The following is a 21,804-nucleotide window of genomic DNA, read 5'->3' as shown; positions in this document are numbered from 1 at the left end:
TAAAGTTATTCGAGTTTAGATGCAGAGCGCTTTACGGGCTGTCCATTAATAAAGGCTACCGCTTGAGAAAGCATGAAGTCATCTGCGCTACCCAGTTCAGTGGGCTTCTTATTTTTTTCTTTCTCTTTTTCTTCAGGAGTCTTCTTGGCATTCTTTTCTTCAATGCGTTGTAACTCTTCGAGGCGGCGCTGTTCGCGATCTTTAATCAGCTTATCTTCAGCAGATTGTTTATTACGCAAGTGTTTTTCGCTATCAATCTCGCGCGTAATCAAAACGTCGTCTGGATCACCATCTTTGTTTTGGTCTACCGGAATATCTGGTTTCACACCAAAAGCCTGAATCGACTTGCCGCTCGGGGTGTAGTAATAAGCGGTAGTGATCTTGAGTGCTGAGTCATTTGTAAGGGGGCGAACAGTCTGTACTGAGCCCTTACCAAAGGTAGTTTTTCCAATAATGGTGGCTCGTTTGTAGTCCTGAAGAGCACCAGCCACAATCTCAGAGGCTGAGGCGGAATAGGCATTCACCAAAACCACCATCGGTAATTTCTTAAACATGGCTGGAACGCCTGCTAAAGGATCGCCAGGCTCATTGAGGCGGTACATGGCTGGAGTGGCATTGAAGACCTGTTTTGAGTCCGGTGACTGACCTTTGGTGGAAACAATGATGGCATCAGCCGGTAGGAATGCTGCGGCCACTCCCACTGCACCTTGCAATAATCCGCCGCCATTGTTGCGTAGGTCAAGAATGATGCCTTTGAGCTTTGGATCTTGATTGGCAATATCAGTCAATTTTTTAGCGAGATCAGGAACGGTGCGCTCTTGAAAGCTCGTTATCCGAACCCAAGCAATATCGTTATCGAGAATTTTAGTTTTAACGGATTGAACTTTAATTTCTGCACGAGTAATCGTTACTGGAAAGCTACGCTCTTCGCTCTTACGAAATACTGTTAAAGTTATTTTGGTTCCAGGTTCGCCGCGCATAGTACGTACCGCTTTGTCTAGAGACATACCGCGTACAGGTTTGTCATCAAGGCGTGTAATGAGGTCTCCGGCTTGAAGTCCTGCGCGTGCCGCTGGACTATCTTCAATCGGGTTTAATACCTTAACTACGCCATCTTCAGAAGTAATTTCTATTCCAAGGCCAGCGAACTTTCCAGAAGTTTGCTCTTGCATTTCTGAAAAATCTTTTTTATCTAAGAAGGTGGAGTGTGGGTCAAGACTACTCACCATTCCTTTAACAGCATCCGTTAATAGTTGCTTGTCTTCAATTGGCTCAACATACTCGCGCTTAATTTGGGCAAAGACATTGGAGAGCGTACGAAGCTCATCTAGTGGTAGCTGAGTGCCTTGCTGGGCGGTTGCAGAGAGCTGAATCGTGGCTGCCACACCGGCGATAAGACCAACGGCTATCAGGGCAAAGTTCTTTAGAAATTGGCGCATATCTTTTTTGCTTTAATCCAAATAAAAGTGTTGAATAGGTTTGAGGTTGTCATCTAGCTCATATATAAGAGGAATACCGTTTGGGACATTTACTTCCATGATGGCTTCATCAGACATTTGATCTAAATATTTAATTAAAGAACGGATGCTGTTGCCATGCGCTACAAGCAGAACACGTTTGCCGGCTTTCAGAGCAGGAGCAATAGATTCATTCCACAAGGGCAACACACGCTCAACGTTGTCTTTAAGGCATTCGCCCAATGGAAGATCAGAGGGGTTTAATTTTGAGTAGCGTAAATCATTCTTAGGGTGACGTTCATCATCTTGCTCAAGTAGCGGGGGGCGCACATCATATGAACGACGCCAAATGTGAACTTGCTCGTCGCCATACTTTGTTGCTGTTTCTGCTTTGTTGAGGCCGGTAAGCGCTCCATAGTGACGCTCATTGAGGCGCCAACTGTGGACCACTGGAAGCCACATTAAATCCATAGCTTCTTGAACATGCCAGAGGGTACGAATGGCACGCCTCAAAACAGAGGTATAGGCGATATCGAATTCATATCCGGCTTTTTTGAGGTTTTCACCTGCGGCAAGGGCCTGTTCTGCACCTTTGGGGGTTAAGTCAACGTCCGCCCAGCCGGTAAAGCGGTTTTCAAGGTTCCAGGCGGATTCGCCATGACGAATAAGGACAAGTTGTTTCATAGAGCCATTCTATAATCCGGTGATGAACTTTCTCACGCAAATTGATAATTTAGCGCTTATTGCCCTCCTCTTGGTTTCAGGCATAGCGCTCTTCCTACCCACATTATCTACGCTTATTGGCGGAAAAGGCTTGTCGCCTACGGAAGCGACAATTTGGATTAATCGACGCAAAGCCTATGTGCTGGATTTGCGTACGGAAGAGGCCTTTAAAGCGGGGCATCTACCTGGTGCCAGGTTTGCTAATGCTGCAGGCTTAACTGCGGCTATCGAAAAGCTGAAGTTAGATCGCAAGCACCCAGTAGTACTGGTTTGTGAAACAGGTGCTCAATCACGCAAACTCGTAGCCGAAGTCCAAAAACTGGGTTTTGCTGAAGTAGGCGCCTTAGATGGCGGTGTTCAAGCTTGGAAAGCAGCAGCCCTTCCATTAGTGAAGTAAGGAGACATTCATGCCTTCAGTAACAATGTATAGCACCCAGGTTTGCCCATATTGCGTTATGGCTGAAAAGCTATTGAATAAAAAAGGTGTTGCCAATTTAGAGAAGATTTTGATTGATCGTGATCCCTCCCAACGTGAAATCATGATGACGCGCACTGGTCGCCGCACTGTTCCCCAGATTTATATTGGGGACACGCATGTTGGTGGCTATGACGACTTAGTAGCATTGGATCGCGCTGGAAAGCTCGATCCTTTATTGGCTTAATAAATAAATAAAGAAAGTTAGCAATGACTGAACAATCTTCCGCACCCCAAGCAAGCACTGAACAATCTAAAGAGCCTGGGTTCCGTATTCAGCGAATTTATCTCAAGGATTTGTCGCTTGAGCAACCAAATGCACCACAGATTTTATTGGTAGCATCGGAGCCACAAGTACAAGTTGAGATTGATATTTCTGCCGCTCCTTTAAGCGAAGGAATCTTTGAAGTCGCTTTGAGTTCTACGGTGACTGCAAAGGTAGATGCAAAAGTATTGTTCTTGGTTGAAGCAAAACAAGCTGGTATTTTTGAGTTCAACAATATTCCAGCTGAGCAAATTGATCCAATGCTGGGTATTGCTTGCCCAACAATTTTGTATCCATATTTACGCTCAAATATTGCTGACGTTATTAGTCGTGCAGGCTTCCAGCCAATTCATTTGAACGAGATTAATTTCCACGGCATGTACGAACACCGTTTAATGCAGGCTCAACAAGAAGCTGCTGCTAAGGATGGCGCAGCATCAGAGAGCAAGCCTCACTAAGCTCAACTAGCGAGCCCACAGATCATGAAAGTGACACTGCTTGGTGCTGGCGCCTGGGGAACGGCGATGGCGGCGCAAGCCGCTCGCTACCTCCAAGAGGGCGATGTTTGCTTATGGTCGCGTAGTAAACAGCAGCTAGAAGATATTCAAGAGAACGGCGAAAACCGTGCTTACCTTCCTAGTATTCAATTGCCTAAAGGACTCGAGTTAGAGAGTGATTTTTCTATTGCCATCAAAAGACTTTCTAGCGATGACTTGTTGGTCATTGCTACGCCAATGTCAGGGCTTTCAGAAACTATCGCCCAGGCCTTAAGGATTGCTGAGCATCCACTCAACATTATTTGGCTATGTAAAGGCTTGGAGCCTAATACTGCTTTATTGCCACATCAGGTTGTAGAACGAGAAAGCAAAATTCACTCTCACGGACTAACGCACTCCTATGGTGCTTTGTCTGGGCCAAGTTTTGCGCGCGAGGTTGGTTTGGAAATGCCGTGTGCATTAACAGTAGCCAGTAAATCTGCAAAATTATGCGAGACAGTTCAGACAGCTTTTCATCATGGCAATATGCGTATTTATTCAAGCGATGATCTCATCGGCGTTGAGTTAGGTGGAGCAATTAAAAATGTCTTAGCAATTGCTGCAGGCATTGGTGATGGTCTCGACTTAGGTCTTAACGCCCGCGCTGCAGTCCTCACCCGAGGATTGGCAGAGATGATGCGCATTGTGAAAGCCGCAGGTGGTAAATCTGAAACTTGTATGGGCTTAACTGGGGTTGGGGATTTAATTTTGACTGCTACTGGTGACCTATCTCGCAATCGTCGAGTTGGTCTTGAGCTTGCTGCAGGTAAATCATTGCCAGAGATTTTGGCAAGTCTCGGCCATGTTGCTGAGGGTGTACTTTGTGCAGAGGCGGTCGGTGACTTGGCAAAACGTCTAGGGGTTGAGATGCCCATTACTACGATGATGGGTGAAGTACTTTCTGGAAAATTGAAGCCGCATGATGCTGTTAAAAAGCTCATGGGGCGCGATCCTAAAATCGAATCGTAAGCCCATTATTTGGGCCGATTTGCTACTGCCCGCCTACTAGGTTGTTCTGGCGCCAAGCTTCATAGACAACAATTGCTACAGTATTCGATAAATTCAAGCTACGACTACTGTCTTGCATTGCTAAGCGCATGCGATTCTCAGTTGGAATGGAATCCCTGACTTCATCTGTAATGCCTTTAGTTTCGGAGCCAAAGACAAAGTAATCATCAGGTGAGTATTTACCTTCATGAAACTTTCCTGAGCCCTTAGTCGTTAATGCAAAGAGATGTTGAGGATCAGGCTGCTCATCTTTTAAAAACTGCGCCCAATTTTTGTGAACTTTTACTTTTGCAAACTCGTGATAGTCCAAGCTCGCTCTACGCAACTTAGCGTCCTCCATGGGAAAGCCAAGCGGCTCAATTAAATGTAACTTCGCTCCAGTATTGGCACATAAGCGAATGATGTTGCCTGTATTGGGCGGAATTTCTGGTTCGAATAAAACAATATTAAACATGTGACACTCTTTAAATTGGCCGCGCAGCTCTCAGTAGTACCCAATTAATTACGCGAGATACGCCATTGTCCTTCAGAACGCGCGCAATTTCATTAAGAGTAGCTCCGCTGGTCATGACATCATCAAATACTATGACAGTCTTATTTTTTAGCTTCTGAATGTCATTCGGTTCAACATAAAACATTCCCTGGATGGCTAAGTAACGATTGCATAAAGAACTTCCGGCTTGGTGCCCTGAATAATGATGTCGGCGGAGTACATAAGGTGATTTTTGAATATGTTTTCCACAGCGAATATGTTTAGCAATCTCCCAGCTTTGATTAAATCCGCGTTGCGCTAGCTTTTGGATGCTGAGTGGAACTGGCAGTAAATAATCTGCGGGAATATCTTCTAGCTCTTGGCCGATAAGCAAGTTCCATGTGCTACTAAGCGCACCAGCAAATGCGATACGTTTCTGATACTTCAATTCATGTAGAGGGGTTTGCAATAGTCCTTCATAGCGATCTAAGCAATAGGTTTCATCAAAGTAGGGCTCGATGTATTCACAGTCCACACATTTTTGCTTAGGCACTTCTGAAGCTTGAAGTGCAATGCCACATTGGTAGCAGCATTGATAGTTGCACAACGCACTATCTTTTAATGAATCGAGGCACTCATTGCAAATTGAGAATTTTTGAAACTCCTGACAAGTAATGCAGGCTGTTGGCAAAAGATGCGCGCAGATGGTTTGAAAAATGTTCTTTGAAATTCGCATGGGGCGCTGAGTATACTGAGCCAATGACCCAACCCATCAGATGGTTACAAGACGAAATTGCAGATCGTATGCTGCAGAAATTGGATATCGTTAAGCTCGATGTAAAAGATATCCTGATCGTGCCAGATTTTGCTGGCAAGCATTTAGAGATGCTCGCCAAACGCTTTCCAAAGGCACGTACTTTTAGCATTACTGAAACGGGTGTTTCCGGTTTTCAAATGTGGCGTGCTAAGGTGATGACCAATTGGCGATCTTTATTTGCCTGCAATACTAGCCCCTTGGCAAGCTATGCGTCATCTGGAAGATTTGATATTCCTGATAATTCTGTTGATTTAGTTTTTAGTGATCTTTTGTTGCAGGATTTAGTAGACCCAAAACATTTTCTACAAGAGTGTTGGCGCGTATTGCGTGAGGGTGGTTTGCTCACGTTTAGCTATTTGGGGCCTGACACTGGAAAAGAGCTGCGCTCACTAGAGTTGACAGGGTTAAAGCAGAAAAATCTATTGAGTCCCTGGGATGTGCATGACATGGGAGATGCCTTGCTTGGCGAGCGTTTTTCTGACCCAGTGATGGATATGGAGTACTTGACGTTGGACTATGAGAAGTCTGAGTTATTGCTTGCGGATATTGATGCTCTGAAATTGATGCATTCAGACCCTCTTGCAGTCCCTCAAATGAGTGTTTTGCCACAAAAGCTGACCTTAGAAGTGGTTTATGGGCACGCATGGGCCCTCGGAAAACACCTCGCAAAGGCGAAAGACAACGTCGTTTACATTGATCCAAATCAAATTACGCGCAAGACTAGGTCAGATTCTGCTTAAGTGTAAGTGCTTACTATCATTTAAACCTTGACGAAGATTGGATCAAGCTAGGTTATTCAGGTTTGTTGTTGCGCTTAATTAACCCTATAATCACGGCAGGATGTATTGGCATGAGACCGTTTTTTGGGCATTCTGTGGCATTTTTGCTGCTGTGCTCACGACAATAAACAGAGAATAAGATGAATTTATTTGGAAAAGTCACTTGGGCTTCGCTCTATTTCGCAGTAGCCTTTGGCACTGCATTTGCTCATGCAGCAGAGAATATGCCTGGTGGCCCAGCTGTCAATCAGCTGAATTTTGCGCCTGCTGCCACCAAAATCATGCAGGAGATCCATTGGTTGCACTGGATGATGTTGGCAATTTGCGCACTCATTTTTGTGGGCGTTTTTGGAGTGATGTTTTATTCCATCTTGAAACACCGCAAATCATTAGGTCACAAATCAGCCTCATTCCATGAGAGCACGACTGTTGAAATTATTTGGACAGTAATTCCATTGCTCATCGTTATCGGTATGGCGTTACCTGCAACAAAAACTGTTGTGGCGATGAAAGACACCACCAACTCTGACATTACTATTAAGACTACTGGTTATCAGTGGAAATGGGGTTACGACTACATCAAAGGTGAGGGCGAGGGTATAAGCTTTTTATCCACCTTATCTACTTCCCGTGAAGCTATTAATAACTTGGCACCTAAATCAAATACGTACTTGATGGAAGTGGACAACGAGATGGTTGTTCCGGTTGGCAAGAAAATTCGTTTGATCACTACTGCTAATGACGTCATTCATTCTTGGACTATCCCTGCGTTTGGCGTAAAGCAAGATGCGATCCCTGGTTTTGTGCGTGACACTTGGTTTAGAGCCGATAGGATTGGTACATTCCGCGGTCAGTGCTCTGAGCTTTGCGGTGCAGAGCATGCCTTTATGCCTATCGTTGTCCGAGTGGTTTCACAAGAGGACTACGCCAAATGGGTGGCTGAGAAGAAACAAGCAATGGGCGCTGGTGGTGATGACCCTTCTAAGGTTTACACCTTGGAAGAGCAAAAAGAACGCGGCGCCAAAGTATATGCAGCAAACTGTGCAGCTTGCCATCAACCAAACGGCAAAGGCGCAGGCGCATTCCCAGCATTGGATGGCAGCAAAGTAGTGAATGGTCCAAAAGAGGGTCAGTTCAATATCTTGCTCAACGGTAAAAATGCAATGCCGAAGTGGGGAGGTGTACTTTCCGACGGAGATATCGCAGCCGTTATTACTTATACCCGTAATTCATGGGGTAATAAGACTGGCGAAGTAATTCAGACTCAAGAAATTATGACCGCGCATGGCGGCAAGTAATCAATATTAACTAATACAGATAAAAACGAAACCGGAGTAATCCATGAGTACAGTCTCTACTACCCACGATCACGATCACGCACACGATCATGCGCATGACGATCACATGCCACACGGCTGGCGTCGTTGGTTGTTTGCAACCAACCACAAAGACATCGGTACGATGTATTTGATCTTCTCATTTGTTAGCTTGTTGGCTGGCGGCACGATGGCCTTGGGAATTCGTTTGGAATTATTCCAACCAGGTCTGCAGTTCTTCCGTCCTGAGTTCTTTAATCAGCTGACAACCATGCATGGTTTGGTGATGGTGTTCGGCGCGATCATGCCGGCATTCGTTGGTTTTGCTAACTGGATGGTGCCTTTGCAAATTGGCGCATCTGATATGGCATTTGCTCGTATGAATAACTTTAGCTTCTGGATTCTGCCAGTAGCCGCTACTTTGTTGTTGAGCTCATTCCTTGTTCCTGGCGGCGCTCCAGCTGGCGGTTGGACAATCTATGCTCCATTGACCTCACAAATGGGGCCTGGCATGGACATGGCTATTTTTGCCCTCCATTTATTGGGTGCTTCCTCCATCATGGGTTCGATCAACATCATCGTGACCATTTTGAATATGCGCGCTCCTGGCATGACTTTGATGAAGATGCCAATGTTCTGCTGGACTTGGTTGATTACTGCTTACTTATTGATTGCTGTGATGCCTGTATTGGCTGGCGCAATTACGATGGTGTTGACTGACCGTCACTTTGGCACTTCTTTCTTCTCCGCTGTTGGCGGTGGCGACCCAGTCATGTTCCAGCATATTTTCTGGTTCTTCGGTCACCCAGAGGTTTACATCATGATTCTCCCAGCCTTTGGAATCGTGAGTGAAATTGTTCCTGCTTTCTCCAGAAAGACTTTGTTTGGTTATAGCTCCATGGTTTATGCAACATCGTCTATTGCGATCTTGTCATTCATCGTTTGGGCTCACCACATGTTTGCAACTGGTATGCCGGTAACTGGTCAATTGTTCTTTATGTATGCAACGATGTTGATCGCTGTGCCAACTGGTGTGAAGATTTTTAACTGGGTCGCAACCATGTGGAAGGGTTCGTTAACCTTTGAAACTCCAATGTTGTGGGCTATTGGTTTTATCTTCGTATTTACGATGGGTGGCTTTACTGGTTTGATCTTAGCTATGGCACCAATTGATATTGGTCTGCAAGATACTTACTACGTTGTAGCGCACTTCCACTATGTGTTGGTAGCGGGCTCATTGTTTGCAATGTTTGCTGGCTTCTATTACTGGTGCCCTAAGTGGACAGGTCGCATGGCTAGTGAAACCCGCGGCAAGATCCACTTCTGGACCTCCATGATTTTCTTCAATATTACCTTCTTCCCTATGCATTTCTTGGGTTTAGCTGGTATGCCACGTCGCTATGCTGACTATCCAACCCAGTTTGCTGATTTCAATTTAATTGCTTCTATTGGGGCACTCGGCTTTGGTTTGTCGCAAGTGTACTTCTTGTTCTGCGTAGCATTACCTGCTTATCGTGGCCATGGAGAAAAGGCACCAGCAAAACCTTGGGATGGTGCTAAGGGTCTCGAGTGGATTGTGCCGTCTCCAGCGCCGCATCACACCTTTGAAACTCCTCCTACTCATGAGCAGTTACGTGAAGCAGGAATCTAATTTGTCTTCGAAACAAGCCTTGGCAGCAAATAATCGTCGTCTAGGCTTGATTCTGCTGAGTATTGCAGCCATCTTTTTTATCGGCATTGTTATGAAGTGGAGTGTTCTGGGGTAAGCCCAGCTAATGAAGATGGTTTCAACGCAATCACTGAATCGCCAGATTTTATTAAAGCTCTTAATTGCAGCGGTAATGATGTTTGGATTTGGTTACGCATTAGTCCCAATGTACAAGGCCTTGTGTGAGGTAACTGGGATTAATGTTGTAACAAGTAAGAATGACTATGGTGTTAGAGCCTACAGTCCGAATAAGGTTGGTAATACTCAGGTTAACTATGCTCGCACAGTGACCATTGAGTTTGACTCTAATAGTCGCGGCCCGTTTACGTTTAAGCCAGTAAAGAATTTTTTAGAAGTGCACCCTGGTGAAATGACTGAGATTGTTTATGAGGTAACCAACAATCAAAATCGTTCAGTACGAGCACAGGCAATACCAAGTTATGCACCTAAGAGCGCAACAGAGTTTTTTGCGAAATTAGAGTGTTTTTGTTTTCAGGAACAAACACTAGCAGCAAATGAAACAAAAAAGATGCCGGTAGTCTTTGTGATTGATGCAGGTCTGCCGGATGATGTGAAAACCATTACGTTGTCATATACCTTTTTTGAGTTAGGTTTGGGTGGTACACCACCTGCTCCTAAATCAAGGGTTGCCTCTTGAAAAAGAAGAGTAGTTTTATGCAGTCTATGAAAGCCGTGATGTGGGGTTTTCTGGGGGTGCGTAAGAAGTCAGGCTTGCAGGAAGGTGTTGCTTCATTGAGTTTTGTGCACATTATCATTGCTGGAGTTGTTGGCGCCTTGATTTTTATGGGCGTTCTCCTGTTGATAGTGAAAGTAGTTGTGTCCCATTGATTATTTTTTGATTGAATAGAGAGAATAAGATGTCATCCAATTCAACCCCATACTATTTTGTCCCTGGACTATCTAGACATCCAGCCATGGCCGCCTTTGGCTTAATTGCTTTTGCCTTTGGTATTTCTGGGTGGGTAAATCATGCCTCTTGGGGCGGCCCCCTCTGCCTAACCGGTGTGGCCTGGGTTATCTTTGTTCTTTACAACTGGTTCGGCGATACGATTGCAGAGTCCAATGCTGGTAAGAATGGTATCAACGTAGATATTTCTTATCGCTGGTCCATGGCTTGGTTCATCTTCTCAGAAATCATGTTCTTTGGCGCTTTCTTCGCGGCCTTGTTCTATGCACGCAATATTGCGATGCCTTGGATGGGTGATGTTGAGAGTAAATTACTTTGGCCTAATTTCCAGGCTGTTTGGCCAAATGATGGCCCTGCTGGTTTGGTTGAGAAGTTCACTTCGATGGGACCATGGCCAATTCCAACAATCAACACGTTGTTGCTGTTGAGCTCTGGTGTAACTATTACTATTGCCCACCATGCATTAGTTGAGAACCACATGAAAAAAGCCATTGTTGGCTTAGCTGCTACTGTTGGTTTGGGCGCAGTTTTCTTGGGCTTCCAAGTTTACGAGTACTACCATGCATATCATGAGCTCAACTTAAAATTAACTTCAGGTATCTACGGCTCCACTTTCTTCATGTTGACTGGCTTCCACGGCTTCCACGTTTTCCTTGGCGGCACAATGTTGGCGATTGTTTTGCGTCGTATGATTCGTGGCGACTTTACTGCTAAGCACCACTTTGCATTTGAAGGTGCAGCTTGGTACTGGCACTTTGTTGACGTAGTCTGGCTGGGTCTGTACATCGCTGTTTACTGGATGTAAGTAAATAAAAATCGGGGCTGAAAGCCCCGATTTGTTTTTAAGTGCTTGCTTATTGACACACGCTTTAATTGGTGCCCACCCTAATTCCGGTGGCCTCAATTAGGCCAAAGTAGTGGGCTAGAAGAATTCCCAAAAACAAGGCGACAGATAAGCCAACACGTAGCATTAGCGAATGAACCATTCGCGAGCTATTACCCCTGTCTTTCATCATGTAATACAAGGCTGATCCTAAGCTAAAAACAATCATTAGTAGGACAATCGGAATAAGCCACTTCATCTCAAATCCTTATATTTAAATCTCTTGAATAGTCTGTTAACTGCCCTCATTACTAAGCGCATAGTTGCTACTGTATCAGCCTTGCTAGTCGTTGCCATTGGCTGCGCTGCTGGTATTTGGCAGTTGGGTAGGGCCGAGACCAAAATTGCTTTAGCGGCTAATTTACAAGCCAGACAACAAATGCCCATCTTGAACGCGAATCAAGGTCCTTGGACCTTGGAGGAGGCGGGTGAGCGTCGCATGATTGCTCGTGGGCAATATATTCCTGAAGCAGCCGTCTGGTTGGATAACAGACCAAGACCAGTACCCCCGGTTGGCAGTGCGAGTGCACAGTCTGGTTTTTACCTAATGATGCCTTTGAGGCTTGAGGGTAAGGATGAGGTCCTCTGGGTTAATCGAGGTTGGGCGCCACGCAATAACGAAAATCGTGAGACTCTACCGCTAGTACAAACTCCAAATAAGCTAGTCAGTATTGAAGGCATCGCGTTTGCTCATCCAGGTAAGGTATACGAGCTAGGCAGCAACAAGCTTTCTGCCTACGAAGGTAAGCCAAGAATTGAGCAAAATTTTGATTTAACGGCTGAAGGTAAGCTGCATGGGTGGAGTCAAGCACCTTTTATCTTGCGTGAGTTAGAGCTTGGTATAGAGGATGGTCTTGTGCGTGATTGGGCGCCCCTGACAAACGGGGTCGATCGCCATTATGCTTATGCATTTCAGTGGTTTGCCTTGGCATTCGCGGGATTTTTATTTTGGCTATTAAGTGGCTTACGGCAATTTAGACGCCAGGGTTTTAGTAATGGGTATCGAGGGGATCAAGAGTGAGTGATAAAGAGTTGTTAATTCCGGCGTCACAGTTAGATTCTGAAGCCATCAATGCGCGTACTCGTCGTGGACGTATTCAGATGTTATTGCTTTTACTTGCATGCGCCTCTCCAGTGATTGCATCGTATTTCGCTTATTACGTTATTAAGCCTACTGGTGGCAAAACCAATCTTGGAACGCTCGTTTATCCGGCACAAGATTTCAATACTGCATGGCTCGAAGTGCCGACAAAAGGCAAGTGGACTCTTTTGATCGCTCGCCCAGCAGGTGAGTGTCACATCAAAGATGAGAAATGTATTGAGGCCCTGTTTCTGATGCGCCAAACAAAAGTTGCTATGGGTAGAGAAAGTGGGCGCCTGCAACTAATTTGGGTCAATACAGACGGCAAGCCTGTTGATCCTGAAGTTATCAAGGCTTACGACGAGAAGGCAGCTGGCTTGAAGATAGTAGGGCTTCCAACAAATCCTAGGGCCAAAGCTGAATTTGAAGCTTGGTTAAATAAAGAAGGTGCGGGTCAACAGATTCAACTTTTGGATCCTACTCCTGCAAAGATGATGTATTTCCCGGTGACAAATTCTCCAAAAGAATTTGGGAACATGAAGAAAGATTTAGAAAAGCTCCTGAAGTTAAATCACAAGGGCGAAAATTTGTAATGCCAAATTTGATTTTATTTCTAGAGTTAGCAGCCATCGCAATTATTTTTGCTGGCTTGCCGCTGCTCTATCTCTGGAGAAAACCAGGTTATAGCTTTTTCCAAAAACTCAATTGGGTACTAGTCTTCATGACTTTTGATCTGATTGTATTTGGTGCGTTTACACGCCTCACAGATTCTGGGTTGGGTTGTCCTGATTGGCCTGGTTGCTATGGCACTTCCAATCCCTTTCATGCGCTCAGTGATATTCAACAGGCAGAGAGTGTTATGCCTACTGGGCCGGTGACTGTTATCAAGGCTTGGATTGAGATGATCCATCGCTACTTAGCCATGACAGTGGGCGCATTAATTTTAGTTCAAGTAGCCATTGCATTTTCTAAGCTCAAGTCTTTTGGAAAAAATCCTTTACTTGGAAGCTTGGGTCTGCTGTTTTTAGTCTGCGTTCAAGGCGCATTTGGTGCTTGGACCGTCACCTTAAAGTTACAGCCGATCATCGTTTCGATTCATTTGATGTTGGCCTTGGTCTTGTTAGCTTGCTTAACAGCCTATGCACAGCAGTCTTGGGAGAGTAAGTCTTCTGCTGTTCGTTCTATTCGAGTTCGGCCGCTTTCAGCTCAGCTTCTTACGCTTTCTTTCATCGTTTTGTTTATTCAGGTTTTCTTGGGAGCTTGGGTAAGTACAAATTACGCTGTCTTAGCATGTCCTGATTTTCCGACTTGCTTGGGTAGTGCATGGCCGCAGACCAATTGGAGTGAGGGGTTCACTCTTTGGCGCCAGCTCGGCTTAAATGCGCGGGGTGAGTTCATTTCCCCGGTTGCATTGCAGACCATCCATTGGGCGCATCGCCTATTTGCCATGCTGGTATTGGTCGTGCTTGGTACCCTGGGCTGGAGCGCTCTTCAGCTAGCTACTCCAGTTCTATCAAGCCTTAGCCGGGTGGCAAAGCTTTTGCTAGCGGTGCTTCTCTTGCAAGTGCTTAGTGGCATTTCTAATGTAGTGTTTCAGTGGCCCTTATTCGCTGCTCTATTGCATACTGCCGGCTCCGCTGCTTTGGTATTCTGTTTAGTCAGAATGAGTTATTGGGCTTCTTGGAAGCCTTTCATTCAAAAGAAGATTGCATAAATATGAGTGACTCTAAAACAAGCGCACCAGTGGCTATGCCGCGTTGGCGTCAATATTGGGTTTTAACCAAACCTAGAGTGACTCAGCTTGCTGTATTTTGTGCAGTAATAGGCATGTTCTTGGCAACACCGGGGATGGTCCCTTACCCAGTGCTCTTTGGCGGCATTTTTGGCATCTGGCTTTTAGCAGGTGCGGCATTTGCTGTGAACTGTTTAATTGAGCAGGCTGTTGATGCCAAGATGAAGCGAACTGCTTGGCGTCCATCTGCAACTGGCGAAGTCACACCTTTTCATATTATTATTTTCTCAATCGTTCTGGGTTCACTAGGAATGATTATTTTGTGGAATTTCTGTAACCCCTTGACGATGTGGCTAACACTTGCCACCTTTGTTGGGTATGCAGTGATCTATACCTGGTTACTGAAGCCTGCTACACCCCAAAATATTGTGATTGGCGGCTTGTCGGGTGCCATGCCACCAGCGCTAGGTTGGGCAGCAGTAACAAATACACTTTCTGCAGAGGCATGGCTCTTAGTCCTAATTATTTTTGTGTGGACTCCTCCGCATTTCTGGGCATTGGCTTTATATCGTCGTGATGACTATGCTCAATCGGGCTTACCGATGCTGCCGGTGACTCATGGAGAGCGCTTTACGCTACTCAATATGGTGCTTTATACCTTGATACTCATTGCGGCTACGATGTTGCCTTATATCTACGGGATGAGCGGTATTGTTTATTTGGTGTCGGCAATTATTCTGGGTTTAATGTTCTTAGCTTATGTAGTGGCGCTATTCATTTCATATAGCGATGCCTTAGCCAAAAAGACCTTCCGCTTTTCTATTACCTATCTTTCGCTACTCTTTGCAGTGCTCCTGATAGACCACTATTTCATCTGAGAATCATATGAATTTTTTGCGCATTTGCATGTTAGCAATTCTTTGTTTTGTATTGACTGCTTGCAGTCCAAAGCCAGAGTTTAAAAATATTGATATCACCGGTAGCACAGCTTTTGGTAAAGACTTTAGTTTGCTAGATCCTGACGGCAAGGTAAGAACCCTCGCAGACTTTAAGGGCAAAGTAGTGGTGATGTTCTTTGGATATACCCAGTGTCCTGACGTCTGCCCAACAACATTGACTGAAATGCAGCAAGTAATGACCCTCTTGGGACCTCAGTCAGATAAGGTGCAGGTGCTTTTTGTCACGGTAGATCCAGAGCGCGATACTGCAGAGATTCTCAAACAATACGTGCCTGCGTTTGATCCCCGTTTCTTAGGCTTACGCCCTGCGGATGAGGCTGCTTTAGAGAAGGTGACTAAGGACTTTAGGATTTATTATAAAAAAGTGCCAGGAACTAAGCCAGGCTCTTACACCATAGATCACACAGCAGGCAGCTATGCGTTTGATCCTGATGGCCGCTTACGTTTGTATATCAAGCACGCTCAAGGTCCTGAGACCTTGGCGCATGATTTGAAAGAACTGCTGAAGTAAAAAAGTTTGCAGCTTAAGCTAATTAAGCTGCTTGCAGCAGGCCACGCATCTTTTTAAGAGCAGCGGTTTCAATTTGGCGAACACGTTCTGCTGAGATGCCGTATTCATCAGCTAGGTCATGCAGTGTCTTTGTGCCATTGCCTTCGGCATCCATGGCCAACCAGCGAGATTGCACAATATTGCGACTACGCTCATCTAAAGCCATTAGTGCTTGATCTAACTTAGGCCCTTGCAAGGCGTCGGCTTCAGCGCTAGCAATACGAGCAGTAGGCTCTTGAGAGTTGTCTGCAAGCCATTGAATCGGTGCGTAAGCGGACTCATCGTCGCTGTCATCGCCTTCAAGTGCAACATCACCACCAGCAAGGCGCATTTCCATCTCTTTAACGTCAGAGCCTTTAACATCGAGCGCTTTAGCCAAAGCCTCTACTTCGCTTGGGGTAAGTGCACTCAAGGTAGGTTTATTGCTACGTAAGTTAAAGAACAGCTTACGTTGTGCTTTAGTCGTTGCGGTTTTGACTAAACGCCAATTCTTGAGAATGTACTCATGAATCTCCGCCTTGATCCAATGGATTGCATAAGACACTAAACGCGCACCGTTATTTGGGTCATAGCGTTTAACGGCCTTCATCAAACCAATATTGCCTTCTTGAATTAAGTCAGCATGTGGAATGCCATAGCCAAGATATTGACGAGCAACGGATACCACTAAACGTAAATGGGAGAGCACTAAAGTTTTAGCAGCATCCACATTTTCTGTGCGACGAAACTCCTGCGCAAGATGTAACTCTTCCGCGGCACTAAGCATTGGTACACGATTAACGTACGCAATGTATGAATCGAGAGTGCCAACCCCAAGAGTTGGCAACATTGGAAATGCAGACGCCGTAGCAGCAGTCTGCGCGACTGGCAGTGATTGCAAATTCGGTTTGTCAGATTTCTTTTGAGCCATTTTTTATAAATGTGAGGTGTTAATAGATATTTATTTTAGCACTCTTGTCAAGAGAGTGCTAACGGTAATTATGCTGCTTAGATACTTTGTAAACCATTGATTTAATTGAATAATTCAGATGAATATTGCCCTGCTGTGAAGGGGGCTAAATCATCAATCCCTTCTCCTTTGCCTAGGGCTAAAACAGCGGGTTTTGGGTCATCTTGGAGGGTATGGGCTAGTGCACAGATCACGCCGCCCTTAGCGGTGCCATCTAGCTTAGTAACAATGATTCCAGTTAGACCAAGAGCGGCATGAAAGGCCTTGACTTGACTTAAGCCGTTCTGCCCAGTGTTGCCATCCAAAACGAGGAGGGTGTGGTGAGGCGCCCCGGGAAGCGCTTTTCCAATGACACGCTTTACTTTCTTGAGCTCTTCCATGAGGTTATCTTGGGTAGCAAGACGACCTGCAGTGTCGATGATGAGAATATCGTTCTTGCGTGAGATGGCGGCATGAATGGCATCGTGAGCAACTGCAGCGGCATCGCCACCTTCTTGGGTGATCACGTCAACCTGATTACGTCCACCCCATTCCTGGAGTTGATTGCGTGCAGCGGCTCTGAAGGTATCTCCAGCGGCTAGGAGCACTGATTTACCTTGAGATTGCAAGAGCCGACAGAGTTTGCCAATGGTCGTAGTCTTGCCAGCACCATTTACCCCTACAACCAACCACACCTCTGGAGTGTTAGGCTTATCACTTGTGAACAATGGGTTTGGTGAAGGTTCAATCGCAGTTAATAGTGCGCTCACTTCTTGAATAAGAAGTGCTTGCAACTCTTCTGGGCTTGAGGCATTTTCGGATTTTGCTGCTTTACGTAGTTTGCCGATGAGTTGTTCGGTCGTGGGTAGACCCACATCACTTTGAATGAGTGATGCTTCTAAAGTTTCAAACCAAGATTCATCAATCTTGCTTGATTTGAAAAGAGATCCGAGGGTTTTACGTAAGTCGAACATAATCGATACAATTTAAAACTTGCATCTTATCAATTTAATTCTAGGGATATGGTGATTTAGCAGATGCTTTCCAATTTACTCCGAATTTCCTTTCTATTCATCGTATTTGCTCAATTGGCTCAGGCCGCTGGTCCTGATTCGGGTGATACGCATGAATATCAATTAAGCAATGGCCTTAAATTGATTGTTAGGGAAGATCATCGCGCACCAACAGTGGCTCACATGGTTTGGTATCGAGCTGGCTCCATGGATGAAGTCAATGGTAAGACTGGGGTAGCCCATGTACTTGAGCACATGATGTTTAAGGGCACCGACAAAGTTAAGGCAGGTGAATTCTCTCGTTTGGTAGCCGCTGTGGGTGGGCGCGAAAATGCATTTACATCGCGCGATTACACCGCTTACTTTCAGCAAGTTGAAAAATCAAAATTAGAAGATGTCATCAAGCTTGAAGCAGACCGTATGTCTAATCTAAATTTTGATGACGCTGAGTTCTTAAAAGAAATCCAGGTAGTTATGGAGGAGCGCCGTTTGCGCACTGAAGATAATCCAAATAGTTTGCTGAATGAATCATTGATGGCAACTGCTTATATGAGCTCCCCATATCGTCATCCTGTAATTGGTTGGATGAATGACTTGCAAAATATGAAAGCGACCGATGCGCGCGATTGGTATCGCAGTTGGTATGCACCAAATAATGCAACAGTAGTCATCACTGGTGATGTAGATGCAAAAAGAGTTTTAGGTTTAGTAGAAAAATATTATGGTGTAGCCACCGCTCATGAATTGCCTGTTCGCAAGCCACAAATTGAGCCACCGCAAAAAGGCACTAAGCAGACTCAAGTTAAGGCGCCAGCTGATAGCGCTCAATTATCTATGGCTTGGAAAGCGCCCCGCCTTGAGCCTGGGAAGCTTGATGATCCAGAGCCCTATGCTCTAGAGCTGCTGACGGCCGTGCTCGATGGCTATGACAATGCGCGCTTAAATCGCACTCTCGTTAAGCAGGAAAAGGTAGTCAATGATGTTGGCGTGGGTTATGACATGATCTCGCGTGGGCCAGAGCTATTTTTAATTAGCGCAACGATGGCCAAAGGTAAAACAGTTGATCAAGCGCAGGCAAGCATTCGGAAAGCACTTGAAGAGCTAAAGCAAAAAGGCATATTAGAGTCCGAGCTCAAGAGGATTAAGGTGCGTATTTTGTCAGAGCAGATTTATAAGCGTGACTCTATCTTTGGTCAGGCAATGGAAATCGGTAGTTCTGAGATGGCAGGATTTTCTTGGAAAGACATCGATTATATGTTGGAGAAAATGCAGGCCATTACCCCTGAACAAGTTCAAGCAGTCGCTAAAAAATATCTAGTTGATGAGGGTTTGACGATTGCTGTTTTAGACCCCCAAGCTCGTAAATCTGCAGGCAAGGAGGGTAAATAATGAATTCTTTCGTAAAGAGTCTTGCCGCTTGCCTATTTACTTTTGGTTTTCTCGGTAATGTACATGCCATCTTGCCTATCGAAAAGTTAGATTCCTATAAAGGGGCCAAGGCTTATTTAGTTCAAACTAAAGCTTTGCCAATGGTAGATATTGAGATCAGCATTGATGCGGGTGATCGCTATGATCCTGCTGGTAAGAGCGGACTTGCAGATATGACTGCCGCCCTTATGAATTATGGGATTCGTGGTGATAAGGGTTTATTGAATGAGGCCCAAATTGCCGATGAAATCGCTGACCTAGGGGCAAATATTGGGCTATCAGTAGGTGGTGAACGTGCCATCCTGCGCATACGTAGTTTGAGTAGAAAAGATTTGCGCGATAGAGCGGTGCAATTGGCTTCCGCCATGTTGAGTGCGCCAACTTATGATTCAAAAATCGTTGAGCGTGAAAAACAAAGAACAATTACGAGCTTGCTGGAGGCAGAAACGAAACCCGAGTTTGTTCTTGAGCGCCGCTTTAAAAAATCAGTCTACGGAAACTACCCATTGGCCGATTCTCCGACCGTGAAATCTATTGGCTCTGTCAATGCAAATGATTTGAAGGATTTCCACAAACAGTTTTACCGTGGCGATCGCATGATTGTGAGTATTGTTGGCGATGTTGATCGCGCTCAGGCAAACGAAATCGTTCAGGCTTTGTTAAAGCAAATTCCTCAATCAGGGCAATCTATTACGAAATTACCGGAGTTACAACGCTCCCCGGTAGAGCCCTTGGCACAAAGAGAGATTCAAATTCCCTTTGATGCACAACAAGCTCATATTGCAATGGGGATGACGGCGATAGCTCGCAATAACCCTGACTACTTCCCATTGCTTGTGGGTAACTATATTTTAGGCGGCGGCGGGTTTGTATCTCGCCTGATGTCTGAAGTACGAGAGAAGCGCGGCCTTGCTTATAGCGTGTTTAGTTATTTCGCCCCCGGAAAAGATAACGGCATTTTTCAGGCGGGCTTGCAAACTAAGAATGATCAAGCTTCGCTGGCTTTAGAAGTCATGAGCTCAACAATAGGCCAATTTATTACTGATGGACCTACTCCATCTGAGCTTGTTGCCGCTAAAGCAAATTTAGTGAATGGCTATCCACTGCGCATTGATAACAATCGCAAGTTATTAGATAACCTATCTTCAATCGTATGGAATGACTTACCGCTGGATACGATGGATATATGGACTAAACAAGTTGAGGCGGTTACCTTAGAGCAGGTAAATGCTGCATTTAAAAAATACCTTGCGATGGATCGCATGAAGATTGTTGTGCTGGGAGCAAAAAATAAATAAACCCATCAAGAATCTAAAAGCTGAGCCACCAAAGAAGGTTCGGATCATTGGCGGCAACTGGAGAAGTCGGTTATTAAACGTTCTAGATCTTCCGGGTTTGCGTCCTACAACTGATCGTATTCGTGAAACGTTATTTAATTGGCTAGGGCAAGACTTATCAGGCTTACGCTGCTTAGATCTTTTCGCGGGCACTGGTGCTTTGGGTTTGGAGGCTGCTTCAAGAGGGGCTGAATTTGTAGTACTGCTTGAGATAGATAAAAAGGCTTATGCAAATTTAAGCGCCAATTTTGCTCTATTGCAGTCTTCGCCGGTCACTGGAACTGTAGAAATCCTACAACGCGATAGTCTTGAATTTCTGAAACAGCAGCCAGATCGTTCTAGCAATTTAATTTTTATTGATCCGCCATTTCAGGATTTGAGTCTGTTGGATCGATCGGTTAGCGAGGCTGCTAGGGTATGTGATGACTCTGCGGGCGGCGGCATTTATGTGGAATTTCCCTCTAGCCGTCCACGCGAGGAGATAGAAGCCCTTCTCCCAGACTGGCATTGTGGAAAATACTTAGAGGCTGGACAGGTAAAAGCTTGTCTATTTCGGAGCGGAAAGGGCTAAACTCTTGCCTGTAGCCGATAAAGCCTTAGGAACGTTATGACAGTTGCTGTATACCCTGGAACATTTGATCCATTTACTCGTGGTCACGAGGACTTGGTTCGCCGTGCATCAAGCATTTTCAAAGAGCTGATTGTGGGTGTTGCTGATAGTCGTAGTAAGCGTCCATTTTTTACATTGCAAGAGCGTATTGATATTGCGAAGGAAGTGCTTGGCCACTATCCTAATGTCAAAGTCGTTGGTTTTACAGGCTTACTTAAGGATTTCGCTCGCGAGCATCATGCACGTGTGATTGTGCGTGGTTTACGTGCGGTATCTGACTTTGAGTATGAGTTCCAGATGGCCGGCATGAATCGTTATTTGCTACCCGATGTTGAAACTTTGTTCTTAACCCCATCTGATCAATATCAATTTATCTCTGGCACTTTCGTGCGTGAGATTGCTTCGATGGGTGGCGATGTGAGTAAGTTTGTTTTCCCATCAGTGGAAAAATGGCTAGTCCAAAAAATTGCAGCAGGCACTCAGAATAAAGAGTGAAAAGAGTGATATTGGCGAGTAAACCATGGCTTTAATGATCACGGACGAATGCATCAACTGCGATGTATGCGAGCCAGAGTGCCCGAATGATGCGATCTACATGGGTCTGGAGATTTACGAAATCAATCCTGATAAATGCACTGAATGCGTAGGTCACTATGATGCACCCCAGTGTCGCCAGGTCTGCCCAGTTGACTGCATTCCATTTAATCCTAAGCACACTGAAACTCAAGACCAATTGATGGTGAAGTTCAAGTTATTAACTGCTGCCAAAAAGACTAATGCTGCTTAACTGGGCAGCTTA

At 45.2% G+C, this 21,804-nt stretch carries 28 protein-coding genes; 21 read left to right on the top strand and 7 right to left on the bottom strand.

Translation table 11 applies throughout. The features are described from left to right. Positions 1–5 precede the first annotated feature (5 nt). Both ICN48_RS04450 and gpmA read right to left on the bottom strand, forming a co-directional pair. The gene (locus tag ICN48_RS04450; RefSeq protein WP_216152513.1) at positions 6–1,439 is read right to left on the bottom strand and encodes a S41 family peptidase; all 1,434 of its coding nucleotides are present in this window, start codon (positions 1,437–1,439) and stop codon (positions 6–8) included. Between the two features lie 12 nt (positions 1,440–1,451). After that, positions 1,452–2,141 carry a 2,3-diphosphoglycerate-dependent phosphoglycerate mutase gene (gene gpmA / locus ICN48_RS04445; RefSeq protein WP_216152512.1) on the bottom strand — a complete coding sequence of 230 codons (690 nt, stop codon included), beginning with the start codon at positions 2,139–2,141 and terminating at the stop codon, positions 1,452–1,454. A gap of 22 nt (positions 2,142–2,163) precedes the next feature. Here gpmA and ICN48_RS04440 point away from each other — a divergent pair, with 22 nt between their 5' ends. Genes ICN48_RS04440 through ICN48_RS04425 form a run of 4 tightly spaced genes read left to right on the top strand, consistent with a single transcriptional unit; the run spans position 2,164 to position 4,425 of the window. Then, a complete protein-coding gene (locus ICN48_RS04440; RefSeq protein WP_216152511.1) occupies positions 2,164–2,577 on the top strand; it encodes a rhodanese-like domain-containing protein in 414 nt (137 codons plus the stop codon). Positions 2,578–2,587: 10 nt separating this feature from the next. Continuing rightward, a complete protein-coding gene (gene grxC, locus ICN48_RS04435; RefSeq protein WP_216152510.1) occupies positions 2,588–2,842 on the top strand; it encodes a glutaredoxin 3 in 255 nt (84 codons plus the stop codon). Positions 2,843–2,865: 23 nt separating this feature from the next. Continuing rightward, positions 2,866–3,378 (top strand): protein-export chaperone SecB, encoded by a 513-nt coding sequence (gene secB / locus ICN48_RS04430; protein WP_216152509.1) that lies wholly within the window; start codon positions 2,866–2,868, stop codon positions 3,376–3,378. Between the two features lie 24 nt (positions 3,379–3,402). Further along, positions 3,403–4,425, top strand: a complete 1,023-nt coding sequence (locus tag ICN48_RS04425; RefSeq protein WP_216152508.1) for an NAD(P)H-dependent glycerol-3-phosphate dehydrogenase — start codon at positions 3,403–3,405, stop codon at positions 4,423–4,425. 22 nt (positions 4,426–4,447) lie between these two features. Here ICN48_RS04425 and trmL read toward each other — a convergent pair whose 3' ends face one another. Next, a complete protein-coding gene (trmL, locus tag ICN48_RS04420) occupies positions 4,448–4,918 on the bottom strand; it encodes a tRNA (uridine(34)/cytosine(34)/5-carboxymethylaminomethyluridine(34)-2'-O)-methyltransferase TrmL (RefSeq protein ID WP_216152507.1) in 471 nt (156 codons plus the stop codon). Between the two features lie 10 nt (positions 4,919–4,928). Next, complete coding sequence (locus ICN48_RS14065; RefSeq protein WP_370624136.1) at positions 4,929–5,489, bottom strand: ComF family protein; 561 nt, start codon at positions 5,487–5,489, stop codon at positions 4,929–4,931. Between the two features lie 206 nt (positions 5,490–5,695). Between ICN48_RS14065 and ICN48_RS04410 the strand changes: the two genes are divergently transcribed. The 7 genes from ICN48_RS04410 to ICN48_RS04380 all read left to right on the top strand — a co-directional run bounded on the left by ICN48_RS04410 (position 5,696) and on the right by ICN48_RS04380 (position 11,289). Then, entirely contained in the window at positions 5,696–6,493 is a 798-nt protein-coding gene (locus ICN48_RS04410; RefSeq protein ID WP_255539460.1) for a class I SAM-dependent methyltransferase, read from the top strand. Positions 6,494–6,672: 179 nt separating this feature from the next. Then, positions 6,673–7,830 carry a cytochrome c oxidase subunit II gene (coxB, locus tag ICN48_RS04405; protein ID WP_216152504.1) on the top strand — a complete coding sequence of 386 codons (1,158 nt, stop codon included), beginning with the start codon at positions 6,673–6,675 and terminating at the stop codon, positions 7,828–7,830. A 43-nt stretch (positions 7,831–7,873) separates the two neighbouring features. Further along, positions 7,874–9,499, top strand: coding sequence for a cytochrome c oxidase subunit I (gene ctaD / locus ICN48_RS04400; RefSeq protein ID WP_216152503.1), 1,626 nt, complete (start codon positions 7,874–7,876; stop codon positions 9,497–9,499). A 1-nt stretch (position 9,500) separates the two neighbouring features. Then, positions 9,501–9,614 carry a cytochrome oxidase small assembly protein gene (locus ICN48_RS04395; RefSeq protein WP_255539459.1) on the top strand — a complete coding sequence of 38 codons (114 nt, stop codon included), beginning with the start codon at positions 9,501–9,503 and terminating at the stop codon, positions 9,612–9,614. A gap of 15 nt (positions 9,615–9,629) precedes the next feature. After that, the gene (locus ICN48_RS04390; protein WP_216152680.1) at positions 9,630–10,214 is read left to right on the top strand and encodes a cytochrome c oxidase assembly protein; all 585 of its coding nucleotides are present in this window, start codon (positions 9,630–9,632) and stop codon (positions 10,212–10,214) included. 17 nt (positions 10,215–10,231) lie between these two features. Further along, a complete protein-coding gene (locus ICN48_RS04385; protein ID WP_216152501.1) occupies positions 10,232–10,405 on the top strand; it encodes a DUF2970 domain-containing protein in 174 nt (57 codons plus the stop codon). Positions 10,406–10,434: 29 nt separating this feature from the next. Beyond that, the gene (locus tag ICN48_RS04380) at positions 10,435–11,289 is read left to right on the top strand and encodes a cytochrome c oxidase subunit 3 (RefSeq protein ID WP_216152500.1); all 855 of its coding nucleotides are present in this window, start codon (positions 10,435–10,437) and stop codon (positions 11,287–11,289) included. 64 nt (positions 11,290–11,353) lie between these two features. Here the strand turns inward: ICN48_RS04380 and ICN48_RS04375 are convergent, their stop codons facing one another. Beyond that, positions 11,354–11,566, bottom strand: coding sequence for a twin transmembrane helix small protein (locus ICN48_RS04375; protein ID WP_216152499.1), 213 nt, complete (start codon positions 11,564–11,566; stop codon positions 11,354–11,356). A 24-nt stretch (positions 11,567–11,590) separates the two neighbouring features. Here ICN48_RS04375 and ICN48_RS04370 point away from each other — a divergent pair, with 24 nt between their 5' ends. The 5 genes from ICN48_RS04370 to ICN48_RS04350 are packed head-to-tail and all read left to right on the top strand — an operon-like array spanning position 11,591 to position 15,650. After that, positions 11,591–12,388, top strand: a complete 798-nt coding sequence (locus tag ICN48_RS04370; RefSeq protein ID WP_255539458.1) for an SURF1 family protein — start codon at positions 11,591–11,593, stop codon at positions 12,386–12,388. After that, positions 12,385–13,041 carry a hypothetical protein gene (locus ICN48_RS04365; RefSeq protein WP_216152498.1) on the top strand — a complete coding sequence of 219 codons (657 nt, stop codon included), beginning with the start codon at positions 12,385–12,387 and terminating at the stop codon, positions 13,039–13,041. Before ICN48_RS04370 ends, ICN48_RS04365 begins: the two co-directional genes overlap by 4 nt. Further along, a complete protein-coding gene (locus ICN48_RS04360) occupies positions 13,041–14,162 on the top strand; it encodes a heme A synthase (protein WP_216152497.1) in 1,122 nt (373 codons plus the stop codon). Before ICN48_RS04365 ends, ICN48_RS04360 begins: the two co-directional genes overlap by 1 nt. A gap of 2 nt (positions 14,163–14,164) precedes the next feature. Then, on the top strand, positions 14,165–15,058 hold the full coding sequence (cyoE, locus tag ICN48_RS04355) for a heme o synthase (RefSeq protein WP_216152496.1): 894 nt from the start codon (positions 14,165–14,167) through the stop codon (positions 15,056–15,058). Between the two features lie 7 nt (positions 15,059–15,065). Then, positions 15,066–15,650 carry an SCO family protein gene (locus ICN48_RS04350; protein ID WP_216152495.1) on the top strand — a complete coding sequence of 195 codons (585 nt, stop codon included), beginning with the start codon at positions 15,066–15,068 and terminating at the stop codon, positions 15,648–15,650. A gap of 22 nt (positions 15,651–15,672) precedes the next feature. Here ICN48_RS04350 and rpoH read toward each other — a convergent pair whose 3' ends face one another. Together rpoH and ftsY are read right to left on the bottom strand one after the other, a co-directional pair. Further along, on the bottom strand, positions 15,673–16,599 hold the full coding sequence (rpoH, locus tag ICN48_RS04345) for an RNA polymerase sigma factor RpoH (protein WP_216152494.1): 927 nt from the start codon (positions 16,597–16,599) through the stop codon (positions 15,673–15,675). 101 nt (positions 16,600–16,700) lie between these two features. Further along, complete coding sequence (ftsY, locus tag ICN48_RS04340; RefSeq protein ID WP_216152493.1) at positions 16,701–17,591, bottom strand: signal recognition particle-docking protein FtsY; 891 nt, start codon at positions 17,589–17,591, stop codon at positions 16,701–16,703. A 63-nt stretch (positions 17,592–17,654) separates the two neighbouring features. Between ftsY and ICN48_RS04335 the strand changes: the two genes are divergently transcribed. From ICN48_RS04335 to ICN48_RS04315, 5 genes are read left to right on the top strand one after another with little or no spacing between them, the layout of a single operon-like run. Continuing rightward, a complete protein-coding gene (locus ICN48_RS04335; RefSeq protein WP_216152492.1) occupies positions 17,655–19,019 on the top strand; it encodes a pitrilysin family protein in 1,365 nt (454 codons plus the stop codon). Next, positions 19,019–20,356, top strand: coding sequence for a pitrilysin family protein (locus tag ICN48_RS04330; protein WP_216152491.1), 1,338 nt, complete (start codon positions 19,019–19,021; stop codon positions 20,354–20,356). Before ICN48_RS04335 ends, ICN48_RS04330 begins: the two co-directional genes overlap by 1 nt. Further along, the gene (rsmD, locus tag ICN48_RS04325) at positions 20,328–20,966 is read left to right on the top strand and encodes a 16S rRNA (guanine(966)-N(2))-methyltransferase RsmD (protein WP_255539456.1); all 639 of its coding nucleotides are present in this window, start codon (positions 20,328–20,330) and stop codon (positions 20,964–20,966) included. Before ICN48_RS04330 ends, rsmD begins: the two co-directional genes overlap by 29 nt. Before the next feature lie 36 nt (positions 20,967–21,002). After that, positions 21,003–21,500 (top strand): pantetheine-phosphate adenylyltransferase, encoded by a 498-nt coding sequence (coaD, locus tag ICN48_RS04320; RefSeq protein ID WP_215391691.1) that lies wholly within the window; start codon positions 21,003–21,005, stop codon positions 21,498–21,500. Between the two features lie 25 nt (positions 21,501–21,525). Continuing rightward, positions 21,526–21,792 carry a YfhL family 4Fe-4S dicluster ferredoxin gene (locus ICN48_RS04315; RefSeq protein WP_216152490.1) on the top strand — a complete coding sequence of 89 codons (267 nt, stop codon included), beginning with the start codon at positions 21,526–21,528 and terminating at the stop codon, positions 21,790–21,792. Positions 21,793–21,804: the final 12 nt, after the last annotated feature.

The sequence above is a fragment of the Polynucleobacter sp. JS-Safj-400b-B2 genome (assembly GCF_018881975.1).
Classification (GTDB): domain Bacteria; phylum Pseudomonadota; class Gammaproteobacteria; order Burkholderiales; family Burkholderiaceae; genus Polynucleobacter.
The sequence above is the reverse complement of the archived record's forward strand: the minus strand, read 5'-3'. Positions and strand labels throughout refer to the sequence as shown.